11 protein-coding genes are annotated in these 14,837 nt (G+C 74.3%); 6 read left to right on the forward strand and 5 right to left on the reverse strand.

Annotated elements, in window-relative coordinates; all coding sequences use genetic code 11:
* Positions 1–57 precede the first annotated feature (57 nt).
* The 4 genes from KF840_14740 to KF840_14755 form a co-directional block, all read right to left on the reverse strand.
* The gene (locus tag KF840_14740) at positions 58–642 is read right to left on the reverse strand and encodes a hypothetical protein (GenBank protein MBX3026163.1); all 585 of its coding nucleotides are present in this window, start codon (positions 640–642) and stop codon (positions 58–60) included.
* Entirely contained in the window at positions 639–2,591 is a 1,953-nt protein-coding gene (locus KF840_14745; GenBank protein MBX3026164.1) for a cytochrome c3 family protein, read from the reverse strand. Before KF840_14745 ends, KF840_14740 begins: the two co-directional genes overlap by 4 nt.
* 111 nt (positions 2,592–2,702) lie before the next feature.
* Complete coding sequence (locus KF840_14750) at positions 2,703–2,954, reverse strand: hypothetical protein (GenBank protein MBX3026165.1); 252 nt, start codon at positions 2,952–2,954, stop codon at positions 2,703–2,705.
* Positions 2,955–3,107: 153 nt separating this feature from the next.
* Entirely contained in the window at positions 3,108–5,333 is a 2,226-nt protein-coding gene (locus KF840_14755; protein MBX3026166.1) for a glycosyltransferase family 39 protein, read from the reverse strand.
* Between the two features lie 143 nt (positions 5,334–5,476).
* Between KF840_14755 and KF840_14760 the strand changes: the two genes are divergently transcribed.
* The 4 genes from KF840_14760 (at position 5,477) to KF840_14775 (ending at position 8,914) form a co-directional block, all read left to right on the forward strand.
* Positions 5,477–5,773, forward strand: coding sequence for a phosphate starvation-inducible protein PsiF (locus KF840_14760; GenBank protein MBX3026167.1), 297 nt, complete (start codon positions 5,477–5,479; stop codon positions 5,771–5,773).
* Positions 5,774–5,822: 49 nt separating this feature from the next.
* Positions 5,823–6,578: an enoyl-CoA hydratase/isomerase family protein gene (locus KF840_14765; protein ID MBX3026168.1), complete on the forward strand. Its 756-nt coding sequence runs from the start codon at positions 5,823–5,825 to the stop codon at positions 6,576–6,578.
* 93 nt (positions 6,579–6,671) lie between these two features.
* Positions 6,672–8,144, forward strand: coding sequence for a carotenoid oxygenase family protein (locus KF840_14770; GenBank protein MBX3026169.1), 1,473 nt, complete (start codon positions 6,672–6,674; stop codon positions 8,142–8,144).
* Between the two features lie 62 nt (positions 8,145–8,206).
* Positions 8,207–8,914, forward strand: coding sequence for a ribonuclease E inhibitor RraB (locus KF840_14775; GenBank protein MBX3026170.1), 708 nt, complete (start codon positions 8,207–8,209; stop codon positions 8,912–8,914).
* Positions 8,915–8,936: 22 nt separating this feature from the next.
* On the opposite strand, the gene KF840_14780 is transcribed toward KF840_14775, so the two are convergent.
* Entirely contained in the window at positions 8,937–9,518 is a 582-nt protein-coding gene (locus KF840_14780; GenBank protein ID MBX3026171.1) for a hypothetical protein, read from the reverse strand.
* A 183-nt stretch (positions 9,519–9,701) separates the two neighbouring features.
* On the opposite strand from KF840_14780, the gene KF840_14785 reads away from it, so the two are divergent.
* Together KF840_14785 and KF840_14790 are read left to right on the forward strand one after the other, a co-directional pair.
* On the forward strand, positions 9,702–10,820 hold the full coding sequence (locus KF840_14785) for an amidohydrolase (GenBank protein ID MBX3026172.1): 1,119 nt from the start codon (positions 9,702–9,704) through the stop codon (positions 10,818–10,820).
* A gap of 180 nt (positions 10,821–11,000) precedes the next feature.
* On the forward strand, positions 11,001–14,681 hold the full coding sequence (locus tag KF840_14790; GenBank protein MBX3026173.1) for a DEAD/DEAH box helicase: 3,681 nt from the start codon (positions 11,001–11,003) through the stop codon (positions 14,679–14,681).
* Positions 14,682–14,837: the final 156 nt, after the last annotated feature.

The following is a 14,837-nucleotide window of genomic DNA, read 5'->3' on the forward strand; positions in this document are numbered from 1 at the left end:
AGGCCGCCGCCGCTGGCGGCCCGCCGCTCGCCGCCGGCGGCCGGGCGGCGCGCCGCCTCACGGATGTCCCTCCACCACCAGTTTGAGCGCCGCGTGTTTGATCTGGCGACGAACCGACTGGCTCTTGGCGAGGGCGCGCAGCGCGCCCGGCGTCAGCGCCGACAGGAGGCGCAGGGCGCTCACCAGCGGCGTCTTGGGGTTGCGGATCAGCGCGCAGCGGATCTCCTCCCGCCCGATCCACTGTGGCGCCCGCATGATGGCACCGACGGTATCGGCGAGAATCCGCGGATCCTTCGCGATCTGCAGCACATCCTCGAGCGTCAGATGTGGATTCTGGCAGAGGTAGAACAGCGTCCGCGGGTCCGTGTCGCGCAACAGGATGGCCCGCACCGTCCGATCGGCGCGCAGCGCCAGCCGAAATTTCTCCGTCGGCGGCAACGCGCGCACCTGCTCGAAGGGGCTGTCGTGCGGATGCTCTGGCGGCTCGCGGTTGGTCATCGGCTCGCACGACGGATTGTAGGGGCAGACCGGCGCCGCTGCGACCGCTTTCCGCGCCGCGATGGATCCGCTGCGCGACCGTGCGGCCCGCCGACGACCACCGTCAGGCGCGAGCGGCTCGGCGCGGGTGCGCGGACCGCTCACGCGTCGTCGGACGGCGACGCTCCGGCGCGGTCGATCTCCGCCAGCTCGCGCGGGTGCTCGTGCGCCATCGCCTCGCGCGACAGGCGTCCGTGCCACCAGACGAGGCTCATCGGATAGATCTGCGGGTTGAAGATCACCCAGTAGAAGTGCCAGACGACGATCGCCAGGGTCGCCAGCCAGGCTTCGTAGTAGTGCACCACGGTCGCCAGATCGAGCGCCCACTTCGGCACCAGGCGCAGGCTCCAGGTGGCGAACCAGAGCGCGAAGCCGGTGGCGGTCATCACCGCGCTGCCCCAGATCAGCGCCCAGTACTCGGCCTTCTCCGCGTAGCTGAAACGGCCGAACGCCGCGCCGCGGTCGGCCCGCCCGAGGTAATAGCGGAGCATCTGCCCGAGGTCGCGCAGATCCTGGCGCCCCGGCCACATGGCGCGCCGCTGCTCGCGCCCCCGCCGGGCGAGCGCCAGCCACGCCAGGTGATAGACGCCGAGCCCGACCATCACCACCGCCGCCGCGCGATGGACGAGCCGCCGGGTGTCCTCGCCGCGGCCGAGCCATTCGAACGGCGCCGCCCACCACGCGTCGGGGAACTTGAGCGCGAAGCCGCTGTAGGCGAGCACGATGAAGGAGACCGCCAGCAGCCCGTGCTGCAACCGCTCGCCGCGGGTGAAGCGCAGCACGTCCCGCCCGTAGGGCAGGCGCGGCAGCCCGAATCGGCGGGCGAAATCGAGGCCGTTGTGCGCCGCCATGCCGCCGATGACCAGGATGATCAGCGCCAGGTAGAGCCGCCGCACCAGGCTCACCAGCGGGTGCTCGCCGTTGTCGACGCCGATCCCGGCATGGATGGCGCCGAGGGCGAAGTTCGCGCCCGCGCCGGGATGACACTGGCCGCAGGTCCGCGGCAGGTTCGCCTTGTTCACCGAGGAGCGCGGATCGCTCGACGGCCGGATGTCGTGGATGCCGTGGCAACTGGCGCAGTTCGCCACCGTCGTCGAACCGCCGCGGCTGGCCAGGCCGTGGTAGCTGTCGAGATAGCTGCGCAGTCGGCCGGCGGCGAGGCCATAGCGACGCGAGATGCGCTCCGACTCGTGGCAGCGCACGCACGACGCCTCGGCGACCCGCGACGGGTAGACCGACGACTCGGGGTCGTCGGGGGCGCGGATGTCGTGCTCGCCGTGACAGTCGACGCAGGTCGGCGCGTCGGCATTGCCGTGCTCCACCGCGCGCCCGTGGATGCTCGCCGCGTACACCTCGGCGACCTGGTCGTGGCAGTGACCGCAGGTGGCGGCGATGTTGCCGCGGCTGGTGGTCGAGCGCGGATCCGCGGAGGGATACAGCCGGTGCGCGGCATGGCAGTCGGTGCAGCTCGCGCCGGTGCCGTCGGCGAGCAGGCTGGCGAAGTGCACGCTGTGCTGGTACCCGGCCAGCGGCCGGTTGATGCGCACCGGCCGGCGGGCGTTGAACGCGTCGTCGGCGTGGCAGGCGCCGCAGGTGGCGGGAATCCGTTGCCGGGACACCCGCGAGCGCGGATCGTCGGCGGCGCGGACGTCGTGGCCGCCGTGGCAGCTCGCGCAGCTCGGCGCGTCGGCGACCCCCGCCGCCGCCGCCGCGCCGTGCAGGGTGGCGGCATACTCCGCCTGTTCGTCCTCGTGGCAGGAGGCGCAGTCCGGCGCGGCGAGGCGCGGCGGATGGTCGTCGCTGGCATCGGCATGGCAGTCGACGCAGTCGAGGTCGCCATGCATCGACCCGGCGAGAGCCGCGACGTCCACGAACACGGAGCTGCCGGCGCGCTCGCCCGCCTCGCGCCGCAGCGTCGCGTCGCCGTGGCACGCCAGGCAGGCGTCGTCGTCCGCCGCCGCACGCCCCGCGCCGACCAGCAGCGCGAGACAGACGCCGACGAATGCCGCGCCGCGCCACCCGCGGCCGATCGTCGCCGTCGCCGTTCCGCTCATGCTTCGCTCGCCCCCGATCCGCGGCGCCTCACGCCACCGCTGGCGAGCCTCTAGCAGAAGCGGCGCCGATCGCTCGACGGTTGTTCCACCGCCGGACCGCGCCGGCCGGCGCTACGGGCGCGACGGCTGCGGTTGCGCCGGGCGCCACTGCCGCGGCGGCGCCGGACGGCGCGGCGGCGCCGGGCGCCGCGAACGCCGCGGCCGCGGCTCGCTCAGGAACCCGAGCAGCGCGCAGGCGGCGGCGAGCAGGCCGCCGAACACCAGCCAGGCCATGACGGGCGGGACCGGAAAGACGAGAATCCCGTCGGCGGCGGCCGCCGGTGGGGCGACGTTGACGAGCGTGGCGATGGTCAGTGCGTTCATCTGCCCTGCACCTCCCTTACCCGATCCAGACTAACACGCTGCGTCATAATGACGAGACGCGTCATCAACTCTTCACGTCCGACCTCGGCCAGGCCGCATGACCGATGGTGATGTCCGTCAGGCGTGCGACTGATGATCAGCGCGGCGCGGCGGTCACGATGCCGGGCGTCCGACGGCGATGAGGAAGTCCTGGTCGGGCGCGAGTTGGAACCCCGACCAGGTGGGATCGGCGCGGCGGCGGTCGGTGGCGTAGTCGCGGTAGCCCGATGCCACCGCGGCCGGCAGGTGCGCGGCCTCGAGGGCCGTCGTGACGGCCGCGGCGGCCGGCGACGGGGTCTCGTCGGCGGCGAAGACGAACAGCCCGGCGCGCAACGGGAACGGCGCTTCGCTCATGCCGCGCACCGACCATCCCGCGGCGGTGAAGGCCGCGGCGAGTTGCTGCGCCAGCGTGCGCGCCGCCGCGTCGCGGCCGTCGAAGGCGATCCAGGCGCCGGTGCCCGGCGGCTGGGCGGCGAGCGTGGCGACGAACCGGCCGCGCTCGTCGCCGGCGAGCTGCCAGCGGGCGCCGGCGGGCGCCGCGGCGACGACGGGCGGAGGCGCCGCCGCGACCCCGCCGCTGCCGCTGCTCGCGCCGCTGCCGGTGCCGCCGCTGGCGAACGCGGCGCGGCGGCGCGCCAGCGCTGCGTCGTCGCGCCAGCGCGGATCGGCGAGCATGACGGCGTAGAGGGCATCCAGCGCGCTGCGCGCCGAGCGGCTGTCGGGGCGCACGGCGATGAGCTGGCGCAGGGTCTCCTCGGCGCGCGGATAGTCGCCGTCCTCGCGATAGTAGGTGGCCAGCATGCGCAGCGAGGCGGGAACGGCCGCGGGGTCGATCGCGGCGGCGCGCGCGAAGGCGTCGCGCGCCTGTTCGCGCTGGCCGTGCTCGGCGAAGCCGGCGCCCATGTTGTGCCAGCCGATGGCCAGCGAGCCGATGCGCCGTTGCGCCATCCAGGCGGGCTGGTGCCAGGTGACCAGCGCCGCCGCCGCGAGGATCGCGGCGACGATCGCCAGCGGCCGCCCCTGGCGGGCGCGCACCGTCGCCGCGAGCCAGGCGAGGGCGCCGCCGCCGAGCACCGCCAGCGGCGGCAGGAGCTGGATGCGCAGGCGGGCGAAGATGAAGAACGGCAGCAGGCTGGCGAGGTACACCACGGCCACCGCCACCAGCACGCGCACGGCACGGCGGCGCCAGCCGACGACCGCCCCCAGCGTCGCCAGCGCGATGAGTTGGCCGAACCACAGCAGCGGCGCGCGCAGCAGCGGCGACCAGGCGGCGACGATCACCACGTCCTCGCTGTCGGGCACCTCGTCGTCGTTCAAGGCCAGTTGCAGTTTGTGGACGGCGCGCCGGAGCGCGAGCGCCGGATCGGCGGCCAGCGCCGCCAACGTCTGCCGCGTCCAGTAGGCGGAGAGGGCGCGGTCCGACAGCGTCCCGGCGCCGCGGCGCGCCGCCTCGGCGCGGAAGTCGTGCGCCTCGCTGTCGGTGCTGGCGTGGAGGAAGTCCGGCGGCTCGTAATAGCCGTACTGATTGCCGGCATGGTTGCCGAGGTAGAGGTTGATGCCGAGGTTGGTGGTGGTCGGCACCAGCTCGCCGCTGGCGAGATAGTTGTGCAGCGTCGCCAGCAGGATCCACGGCACGGCGCAGGCGAGGAACACAGCGGCGCGCCGCCAGCGCCGCGCCGCGCTGGCGGTCAGCGGATCGCCGGGGTCGCGGTCCCACCCCAGCGCCAGCGCCACCGCCGCCAGCGGGAGGAAGGCGAGGGCATTGCCGCGCGCCAGCACCGAGAGGCCGAGCGCGACGCCGGCGAGCGCGATGGCGCGCCCGCTGCCGGCGAGGAACCCGTCGAGCGCCGCGGCCAGCAGCAGCACCGAGAGCGCCGTCTTCTCGACCTGGGCCTCGAAGTGGATCGCCGGCACGAACAGCGCCACCGCCAGCGCCGCGGCCACGGCCGCCAGCGACGAGCCCCAGACGCGGCGGGCGATGCGCGCCGCGAGCCAGGCGGTGGCGACGCCGCAGGCGATGTTCAGCAGCCGCGGCCACAGCAGGTCGTGGCCGCCGACCGCGTACGCGCCGGCGAGCACGTAGGCGTAGAGCGGATCGACCCAGAACGCCTCGCGCCCGACCCAGGCGCCGCCGGCGATGCGCTGCGCCCAGAGGTCGTAGTAGCGCGCGTCGAGGGTGAGCGTGGCGAAGAAGGGCGAGTGGCGAAAGGCCAGCAGGTGGGCGAGCCGCAGCCCCGCCGCCAATACCAGCACCGCCGGCACCGTCCACGGCCGGCTCGCCCACGCCTCGAGCCTGGCGTCGGTCGCGAACGCGAGCCCCTGATCGTCGCGGCTGGCCACGCCTGCGCTTCTTGTCAGCGCCCCCGGGTGGGGGTCAAACGCGCGACCGCGTCCCGCCCGTCGAGGCGCGCTCTCATCTGCGGCGGTCGAGCGATTGACGGCGCCCGCGGCCGGAGTAGCCTCCGCCCCAAGGAGGTCGAACGATGACGCGCATCCTCACCGGACTCACCCTGGCGCTGCTGCTCGCCGGCCCGGCGCTGGCGCTGACCGCGCAGCAGGAGAAGATGAAGACGTGCAACGCCGAGGCGGCGGAGAAGCACCTCACCGGCGACGCCCGCAAGTCCTTCATGAAGGACTGCCTCGGCGCCGCCGGGGGCACCCAGCACGCGGCGCTGACCCCGCAGCAGCAGAAGATGAAGGACTGCAACGCCAGCGCCACCGCGCAGCACCTCAAAGGAGAGCCGCGCAAGGAATTCATCGCCGCATGCCTCAAGAAGTGAGCGTCCGCCGGCGTTGAATCGACGCGCGCCCACCGGCTAGGACGGGGTCATGTCCGACCTCGTCCTGACCGAGCAGCGCGAGCACGTCCGCCTCCTCACCTTCAATCGCGTCGAGAAGCGCAACGCCTTCGACAACGCGATGTACCGCGCCACGACGGCGGCGCTCGCGGCGGCGCTCGCCGACCCGTCGGTGCGGGTGGTCGTGCTCACCGGCGCCGGCGAGACCTTCTGCGCCGGCCAGGACTTCAGCGAGATGTCGGTCGCCGAGGGCGCCGAGCACGGCTTTCCCGCCTGCCTGCGCACGTTGATCGACTACGACAAGCCGATCGTCGCCGCCGTCAACGGCGTCGGCATCGGCCTCGGCCTCACCATCCTCCTCCACACCGACGTCAACTACATCGCCGAGGGGGCGCGCCTGCGGGCCCCGTTCGTCACTCTCGGCGTGGTGCCGGAAGCGGCGTCGAGCCTGCTGCTGCCGATCGTCGTCGGCCAGCAGCGCGCCGCCGAGCTGCTGTTCACGGCGCGCTGGATCGACGCCGCCGAGAGCGTCGCCATGGGCCTGGCCTACGCCGTCGTGCCGCGCGCGCAGTTGCTGGAGACGGCGATGGCCAAGGCGGCCGAGATCGCCGCCAACCCGCCCGCCGCGGTGCGCCACACCAAGCGCCTGCTGCGCGCCTGGCGGCGGCAGGCCATCCTGGACGCCCGCCAGCGCGAGGACGAGGCCTTCGCCGAGCGCCTGGGCACGCCCGAGAACATGGAAGCGATCGCCGCCTTCTTCGAACGGCGGCCGCCGAAGTTCGACTGACGCCGGGCGCGTCCCGCTGGCGCGGCGCGCACGGAGTCCGGGGCTTGCCCGACGGCGAGCCTTCGTGCCAGGCAGGGCCGAGGAGACGACACGATGCGCGTGAACGTGGCCGGGCGCATGCGCTCGACGCTGCCGGCGGCGGACGACCATCCCTACCGGACCGGGCCGTGGCGGCCGCAGCACACCGAGTACGACGCCGAGGACCTCGACGTCATCGGCGCCATCCCCGCCGATCTCGCCGGCGTCTACCTGCGCAACACCGAGAATCCCGTCCACGACGCGATCGGCAACTACCACCCGTTCGACGGCGACGGCATGCTGCACATGATCGAATTCGCCGACGGCGCGGCGCGCTACCGCAACCGCTTCGTGCGCACCGTCGGCCTGGCGGCGGAGAACGCGGCCGGCGGCCCGCTGTGGGCCGGGCTCGCCGAGCCGCCGGCGCGCTCGCGGCGCGCCGATGGCTGGGGCGCGCGCACGCGCATGAAGGACGCCTCGAGCACCGACGTGGTGGTGCACGCCGGCGTCGCCAAGACCAGCTTCTACCAGTGCGGCGACCTCTACCGCGTCGACGTCCGCACGCTCGAGACCCTCGGGCGCGAGACCTGGGGCGGCCGCTTCCCGGCCGCCGGCGTCTCGGCCCACACCAAGGTCGACGAGCACACCGGCGAGCTCCTCTTCTTCAACTACTCGACGCAGGCGCCGTACCTGCACTACGGCGTCGTCGACGCCGACGACCGTCTGGTGCACTACACCGACGTCCCCCTGCCCGGCCCGCGCCTGCCGCACGACATGGCGTTCACCGAGCGCTACGCGATCCTCAACGACTGCCCGCTCTTCTGGGATTCGGAGCTGATGGCCAAGGGCCTCTACGCGGTGCGCTTCCACCCCGAGCTGCCGACCCGCTTCGCCATCCTGCCGCGCCGCGGCGGCGCCGGCGACGTGCGCTGGTTCGAGGCCGCGCCGACCTACGTCCTGCACTGGATCAACGCCTACGAGGAGGGCGACGAGGTCGTCCTCGACGGCTTCTTCCAGCGCACGCCGCTGCCCTCCCTGCGCGGCGCCACCACCTATTACGAGCGCATCGGCCGCTTCCTGTCGCTCGACCAGATGCAGCCGCGCGCCCACCGCTGGCGCTTCAATCTCGCCACCGGCGCGACCCGCGAGGAGGATCTCTCCGATCGCGTCATGGAGTTCGGCATGATCAACGGCCGCCACGGCGGCCGGCCCTATCGCTACGCCTACAACATGACCGCGCCGCCCGGCCGCTTCCTCTTCGACGGCCTGGTGAAGCACGATCTGCGGACCGGGCGCGAGGAGCACGTCGCCTTCGGCGACGGCATCTTCGGCAGCGAAACGCCGCTGGCGCCGCGCTCCGGCGGCAGCGCCGAGGACGACGGCTATCTCGTCACCTTCGTCACCGACATGAACGCCGATCGCTCGCAGTGCTGGATCTTCGCCGCCCAGGACCTCGGCGCCGGCCCGATCGCCAGGGTCGCGCTGCCCGAGCGCATCAGCAGCGGCACGCATGCCTGCTGGGCGCCGGCGACGGCCCTGCGGCCGTGAGCGGGGCCCGCGCCGATACGGCCGACCGGCAGACGCGCTGACCCGCTCACGCCTCCGCCGCCATGGGCGCGCCCGAGCTCCTCGTCCTCGTCGTCCTCGCCATCGTGCTCGGCGGCGGGCTCATCACCGTCGACGCCGTGATCCGACCGGCAACCGCCTATCGCACCGGCTCGAAGACCGCCTGGGTGGCGCTCCTGGTGTGCGCCAACCCGCTGCTGACGCGCTGGCTCGGCGGCCCGGTGTGGCTCGCCACCCTGCCGCTCTTCCTGATCGCCGCCGTCACCTACTACGCCGTCAACCGGCGCGGGAACCCGGCGCCGCGGCCGACCTGGATGTGGGTGGCGGGCGGCGCCGCCGTCCTCGCACTGCTCGCCGCCAACTCCGCCATTCTGCTCTACGCCCTGCGCCAGCGCGCCGCCGAGCCGTCCGCGCCGATGCCCAGCGAAGCCGACCTGGTGGAGGCCCCGGATGCCGCGGCGCTGCTCGAGCTGCGCGACGCCGGCTCCGACCTGTCGCGCCCGCACGCCATCGCCTTCCTGCTCTTCCTGCCCTCCGAGGCGTCGGCGGCGCGCGTCGCGCGCACCCTGCGCGAGCGCGGCTTCGCCGTCGAGGTGAAGGAGAGCGTCGGCGGCGGCCAGTGGCAGGCGCGGGGCACCCGCATGATGGTGCCCGACCAGGTCGAGCTGCTGCGCCTGCGCCGGGAGCTCGACGCCCTGGCGCAAGGCGAGGGCGGCGAATACGGCGGCTGGCGCGCGCCGGTGGTGCGCTGACCGCGCCGCGGCGCGCCCGCCGTCAGATGGCGGCCGTCAGCGGCGCGTCGGAGAAGCTGAAGCCGAAGACCTCGCGCTCCAGCGCGGCGAGCTCGGCGGCGACCACGGCGTCGGCGTCCTGGAAGCGGCGTAGCGCCGCCTCCACCCGCGCCTCGCCCTCGCGGGCGGCGAGCTCGCGCAGGCGCCCCTCGACCCAGGCGAGGTGCCACACCTCGTCGCCGTTGATGGTGCGCAGGAGCGCCGCCGTCTCGGGATCGACCGCCGGGCTCGACAGGTGCGCGGCGTAGCGCGCCTGGGCCCGCTGCTCGGCGACCCGGGTCGCCGCATAGAGCTCGAGCAGCGTGCGCGGCACGCCGCCGGCGCGCGCCATGCGCCGCTGATAGCCGTCGCGCACCCGCTGCGGGGCGCCGTCGAGGTCGGCGATGCGACGCGTGATCAGCGCCGCGTGCCGCGATTCGTCGGCCATGTGGCGGGTGAGGCTCGCCAGCGAACGCGGATCCTCCTCCATCGCCGCCATGTGCAACAGCAGCCCGGCGCCGTGCAGCTCGGCGTCGCGATAGTAGCTCAGCAGGCGGATCAGGCGCGGGTCGGTGGGCGCGAGCATCGGCAGATCGTTAGCCGGCAGCGCGGCGCGGCGGGATGACAATTGTCACCTCGCGACCTGATCTCGCCCAGTGCGCCGCCGCGGGCGCTCTGACTCAGTGCGGCGCCTGGGGCGACGCGGGGGACGCGGCGGCGGGCCGTGTGTCGGCGCCGCCCACCACGCATCGCCGCCCGCGAGGACGCCATGACCAGCTACCAGATCATCGACGCCGACCAGCACATCATCGAGCCCCCCGACCTGTGGGAGCGCTGGCTGCCGGCCCGCTTCCGCGCCATGGCGCCGAAACTGGTGCGCGACGAGGATGGCGGCGACGCCTGGCAGCTCGGCGAGCACGTCGAGCCGCTCGGCCTGGTGACGGTGATGGCGACGCCGCCGCAGAAGCTGCGCTGGACCGGCGTGCGCTACGCCGAGCTCCACCCCGGCTGCTGGGAGCCGGAGGGCCGCCTGCAGCTCATGGACGAGGACGGCGTCGACGCCGCGATCATCTACCCGCCGCAGCGGACGATGCGCTACTTCATGAGCAACACCGACCCCGAATTCCACCTCGCCGGCATCCGGGCCTACAACGACTGGGTCCTCACCTCCTTCTGCGGCGGCCACGGCGACCGCCTCGGCGCCATCGCGCAGATGCCGGCGCTGGGCGTCGACAGCCTGATCGCCGAGCTCGAGCGCACCCGCACCCTGGGCGCCCGCGGCGCCTCGCTCAGCACCTGGCCGAGCGGCGGCGCGGCGCTGAGCCCCGACGACGATCCCTTCTGGGCCGCCGCCGAGCGGCTGCAGATGCCGGTCCATCTCCACATCTCGCTCGCCGTCGCCGGCCAGAAGCGCGACCGCGCCGGCGTCGCGCGCGGCGGCCCGACGCAGCTCGCGAGCCTGGCGACGACCCTGTCGGCGATGCCGCGCCTGATCGCCGACACCATCTTCCACGGCGTCTGCGAGCGCTTCCCCCTCCTGCGCATCGTCGGCGCCGAAGCCGGCGCCGGCTGGGTCCCCTACCTGCTCGGCGAGATGGACGACCGCTACCGCCGCAACCGCTTCTGGACCGGCGTGCAGCTCCGCCACCTGCCGAGCGAGTACTTCCACCGCAACTGGGTGCTCGGCTTCATCCGCGACCCCTACGGCGTCCAGAACCGCCACGCCGTCGGCCTGCACAACATGATGTGGGCGAGCGACTTCCCGCACCACATCAACGACTGGCCGAGCTCGCGCTGGCTCATCAACGAGATGAGCCTCGGCGTGCCCGAGGACGAGAAGCACCGCCTCTTCTGCGGCAACGCCGCCCACCTGTACGGCTTCGTCTGAGTCAACCGGAACGCCGCCAGCCGGCGGTGAACGGGATGCCTCGGTGCCCATGGGTGGCCCATCGCGTCCAGGCGTCCGCTCGCATCTCGGCGTGACACCGACCGGCCGCTCTTGCATCGGCGCCCGCTCCGCGTGATGGTGCGGGGCTCCGTGTCGATCCATCGCCCTGCCGCAAACGGGATGGTGCTCAGCAGCGGGCAGGCGGCCCTGCTGACGCGGACGATCGCCAGCTTCGATCGGGTGACGCGCGAACGGGGCGAGCGGTACTACCGGCAGCGACGGGTCGTCGAGTTGCTGTACAGCGATGGCAGTGCCTCCGCCGTCGTCATCGGCAACGACGCGTACGACGTCTCCTGGACGTGGGAGACGGCCCCCGCGGGGTGGACGTGCGCCTGCACCTGCCCGGTCGGATTCGAGTGCAAGCACGCGTACGCCGCCGGGCGGGCGCTCCTGGCCGGCGCCATCCGCGTCGATGACGCCGCCGCTCCGCCCGCTCGTGCCGCCCCTCCATTGGCGCGCCGGCGCCGCGATCTGGCGGGCGACTTCGCCGCCACCGCCGACCCCTGGGGGCGGCGGGGCATCCTGCGCCGCCTGCTCGGGACGCTGCCGCACCAGCTCGCGCTCAGCGCCTATGACGCGGACCTCGAAGCGGTCCTCGACGAGCCGGATGCGGAGGTGCTCTGCTGGCGCCTCGCCTCGCGCATCGCCGCGCGCACCGGCGGCCCGCTGCCGCCGGCGCTCGAGCCCTACCGCCAGCGCGGCGACCTGGCGCAGCGGTTCGCCGCCCGCGAGCAGCGGGCGCTGGTCGACGATCTGGTCACCTGGGCGCGCGACCGACACGCGCCGGCGCCGCGCGCCCTGCGCTTCGTCTGGGGCTTCACGGCGGCGCCGGGCGGCCGCTTCTGGTTGACCGCCTCGGGCCGCCTCACCACGACGCGACTGCGCGACGAGCCGCGGTCCATGGAGCAGCTTCGCCAGTTGCTCGGCGAGGCGCAGCGCACGCCGGGCCTCCTCGCCCCCGATCAACTGCGGCTGTTGGCCACCTACCTCGATGCCAGCACGCGCAGCGGCCTCTGGCACGACGGCGTCTCGCACGGGGGCGTCCTGCTGGCGATGCTGCGCACGCTCGACGAGCCCGGACCGCTGGTCCGTTGGGCCGACGACCTCGACGCCGGCATCGCCGCCCGCGCCGCGATCGCGCCCGGCGATCCCGTGCGCCTCGGCCGCGCCGCCCTGCGCATCCTGCCGGCGGTGCGGCCGCGCCAGGACGGCGGGCGACTCGAGCTGGTCTGCCTCTGGCCGGACGGCACGCAGCGCTGGCTGGCGGACGTCGTCTACCTGCCGAGCGCGGCGAACGACCGCGGCAGCGGCGCCGTCCTCTGCGACGGCCACTGGTTCGCCGTCGCCGAGGAGCCGCCGCCGCACCTGCGCGATCGCCTGCTCGCCTTCGGCGGCGTGGACGTGCCGCGGGAACGCTGCGCCGAGGTCTTCGCGCCGCTCGCGCATCGCTTCCCGCACGTGCGCGAGACGCTGGCGGCGCACACCCGCTATCTCACCGGCACCCCCGTCGTCGCCCTCGATCTGCGCGACGACGACTGGCTGCACATCCGGATCTTCCTCGCCGGCGATGCGGACTGGGCGCCGCCCGGCGCGCCCGCCGGCGACGCGCCGGTGATCGAGATGCACCCGGACGAGCGCTGGCGCGCCTGGCAGCGCCCGGCAGACGCCGGCGCGGACGGCTTCGCGGCCATCGATCCGGCGGCCGCGCCCAGCGCCACGGGCGCCCCCGCGGCGCCGGCCGAGGCGGTGCCGGCCGGCGCGGCGTGGATCGAGGAGCCCGACCCGACCCTGGTCGCGCCGCTGGTCGACTGGCTCGCCGCCACCGGGGCCGCGCCGGGCAACAAGGGGCGGCCCGGCGGCAACGCGCCGAGCGCCCCCGACCGCGACGTCGGCTGGTGGATGCAGGCATCGCCGCGGCGCATGGCGGGGTTCGCCGCGGCATGGGAGGCGCGCCCGACGCACGTCCGCTTCCTCGGCAGCGAGCGCATCCGCCGCCTGCTCGCCGGCGGTCACGTGGTGCGCCCGAGCGTGCGCGTCACCGCCAGCGGCGTCGATTGGTTCGCGGTGTCCGCCGAGTGGGCGGCCGAGGGTCTGTCGCTCGCCGACGCCGACCTCGCCAAGCTGCGCGCCGCCACCACCCACTTCGTGCGCCTCTCCGGCGGCTGGGTACGGCGCGACGCGATCGAGGCGCACGACGCCAGCGCCGCGGTCCTCGCCGACCTCGGCATCGAGGTCGGCGGCGGCGAGCAGCGCGTCACCCTGTGGCAGCTCGCCGGCGCCCGCCCGGAGAGCCTCGCCGCCCTGGAGACGATGGCCGACGGCCGCGCCGCGCTGCAGGCGCTGGCGGCGCTGCGCGAGCGACTGCGCGCCTTTCGCGGCGTGCCGGAGGTGGCGGTGCCGACGGGCATCCGCGCCACCCTGCGCGCCTATCAGCGGCGCGGCCTCGACTTCCTCGCCTACGCCGCGCAGCTCGGCATCGGCGCCGTCCTCGCCGACGACATGGGCCTCGGCAAGACGCTGCAGGCGCTGGCCTGGCTGCAGCACCTGGTCGACCGCGACCCGAACGGCGGGCCGAGCCTGGTGGTGTGTCCGACCTCGGTGATGCACAACTGGGCGCGCGAGGCGGCGCAGTTCGCGCCGGCGCTGCGCGTCCTCGTCCTCGAGCGCGGCGCCCAGCGCCACGCGCTGCGCTCGACGTTGTCGGCGCACGACCTGGCGATCACCAACTATGCCCTGCTGCGCCGCGACCTCGAGCAGTGGAGCGAGGTGCCGCTGCGCGCCGCGATCCTCGACGAGGCGCAGCACATCAAGAACCCCGACGCCGCCGTCAGCCAGGCGGCGCGCGCCCTGCGCGCCACCCACCGTCTGGCGCTCACCGGCACGCCGCTGGAGAACCGGCCGCTCGACCTGTGGAGCATCGCCAGCTTCGTCAACCCCGGCTACCTCGGCAGCCGCGCCGACTTCAGCGCCCGCTTCGACCGCCTCGATGCCCCGCCGCACGCCCGCGCCGTGCTCGCCGCCAAGCTGCGCCCCATCCTCCTGCGCCGCCTCAAGCGCGAAGTCGCCGCCGACCTCCCCGAGCGCATCGAGGAGCGCCGCGACTGCGAGCTCAGCGACGGCCAGCGCCAGCTCTACCTGGCCGAGCTGCGGCGCAGCCGGCGCCTGGTCGACGAGCTGAGCAACGACGCCGCGGCGCTGCGCAAGCACAAGATCACCATCCTCGCCGCCCTCACCCGCCTGCGCCAGATCTGCTGCCACCCGGCGCTCGCCAAGGGCCGCGCGGGCCTCGGCTCGGGCAAGTTCGAGGCCCTGTTCGAGCTCCTCGAGCCGCTCCTGGCCGAGGGGCACAAGGTGCTGGTGTTCTCGCAGTTCGTGCAGTGCCTGCACCTGCTCGGGCGCGAGCTGGCGGCGCGCGACATCGCCCATCACATGCTCACCGGGCAGACGCAGCGGCGCGACGCCGTGGTCCAGGCCTTCCAGACGGACGAACGCCCGGCGGTCTTCCTCGTCTCGCTCAAGGCCGGCGGCACCGGCCTCAACCTCACCGCCGCCAGCTACGTGGTGCTCTTCGACCCCTGGTGGAACCCCGCCGTCGAGGCGCAGGCGATCGACCGCACGCACCGCATCGGCCAGGACCGCACCGTGATCGCCTACCGCCTGATCGCGCGCGGCACCATCGAAGAGAAGATCTGGGAGCTGCAGCAGCGCAAGGCCGACATGGCCCGCGACCTGCTCGGCGAAGCCGGCTTCGCCCGCGCCCTGACCCGCGCCGACCTCGACTTCCTGCTGCAGGAGGCGTGAGCGGGATCGCGCCGCCACTGATGGGCGGTGCGGGAGCCGCTCATCGCCGGCGCGCGGTGTCCCTCCGTGTCGTCGCGCGGCAGCAATGCGACGCGCCGTCGCATCGCAGAGGCAGGGGAGCGCCGGGCGGCACCGGCGACGGGAGAGGCGCACGTC

The organism is bacterium, from assembly GCA_019637795.1.
GTDB lineage: Bacteria > Desulfobacterota > Binatia > HRBIN30 > CADEER01 > JAHBUY01.

Bases quoted from the DNA above. Each gene is read 5' to 3' on its own strand.
- KF840_14790 (MBX3026173.1), top strand. From the start codon at position 11,001: ATGGTGCTCAGCAGCGGGCAGGCGGCCCTGCTGACGCGGACGATCGCC.
- KF840_14760 (MBX3026167.1), top strand. From the start codon at position 5,477: ATGACGCGCATCCTCACCGGACTCACCCTGGCGCTGCTGCTCGCCGGC.
- KF840_14785 (MBX3026172.1), top strand. From the start codon at position 9,702: ATGACCAGCTACCAGATCATCGACGCCGACCAGCACATCATCGAGCCC.
- KF840_14745 (MBX3026164.1), bottom strand. From the start codon at position 2,591: ATGAGCGGAACGGCGACGGCGACGATCGGCCGCGGGTGGCGCGGCGCG.
- KF840_14765 (MBX3026168.1), top strand. From the start codon at position 5,823: ATGTCCGACCTCGTCCTGACCGAGCAGCGCGAGCACGTCCGCCTCCTC.
- KF840_14770 (MBX3026169.1), top strand. From the start codon at position 6,672: ATGCGCGTGAACGTGGCCGGGCGCATGCGCTCGACGCTGCCGGCGGCG.
- KF840_14775 (MBX3026170.1), top strand. From the start codon at position 8,207: ATGGGCGCGCCCGAGCTCCTCGTCCTCGTCGTCCTCGCCATCGTGCTC.
- KF840_14750 (MBX3026165.1), bottom strand. From the start codon at position 2,954: ATGAACGCACTGACCATCGCCACGCTCGTCAACGTCGCCCCACCGGCG.
- KF840_14780 (MBX3026171.1), bottom strand. From the start codon at position 9,518: ATGCTCGCGCCCACCGACCCGCGCCTGATCCGCCTGCTGAGCTACTAT.